Source organism: Halobellus sp. Atlit-38R, from assembly GCF_003665925.1.
GTDB classification, from domain to species: domain Archaea; phylum Halobacteriota; class Halobacteria; order Halobacteriales; family Haloferacaceae; genus Haloquadratum; species Haloquadratum inordinatus.
The window spans coordinates 1-505 of the sequence record NZ_QXIJ01000223.1 but is presented as its reverse complement, the minus strand read 5'-3'; the positions used below and the strand labels follow the sequence as shown (position 1 = coordinate 505).

The 505-nt window shown below is 70.7% G+C and carries 1 pseudogene; it reads left to right on the top strand.

Annotated features, from left to right (window positions below):
- Positions 1–345: pseudogene (locus D3D02_RS19055) on the top strand (hypothetical protein); the annotation flags it as partial.
- Between the last annotated feature and the right edge of the window lie 160 nt (positions 346–505).

Sequence of the window (505 nt, the reverse complement as noted above, 5' to 3'; positions counted from 1 at the left end):
GGGCCGACCGACGGGGACCCCTTCGAGTCGATGGGGAGCGGGGACGTCGGCGAGGAGGACGTGTGGGCGGCGCTCGACGAGGGCACCGCCGTTGGGGCCGACGCGACCGACCTCGGCGACACGGACGGCCCGACTCCCGGGACGCCGGGCGCGGCGGCGACCGGCGACGAGCGCGTGGTCGACAAGCGGAGCTACTGCCAGCGCTGTCCGCACTTCGCGGCGCCCCCGGAGACGGCGTGTACCCACGAGAGAACGGAGATAGTGGAGTCGGTCGACTTCTCGCAGTTCCGCGTCCGTAACTGGCCGATGGTCGAGGCGGACGACCCCGCCTTCGACGGCGAGTGACCGGAAGCGGTTTCGCTTCGGCCGCCGAGTACCCGCCGTCGATTTCTGAACACGTTCAAGCCTGACCGCCCGGTACGTCGTCAGTACCGTGGGAGGGTTCGGTTTCGAGGGACGGCGATCGGTCGAGTTCGGTCCGGGAGCCGTCACTGGCGCGATAGGG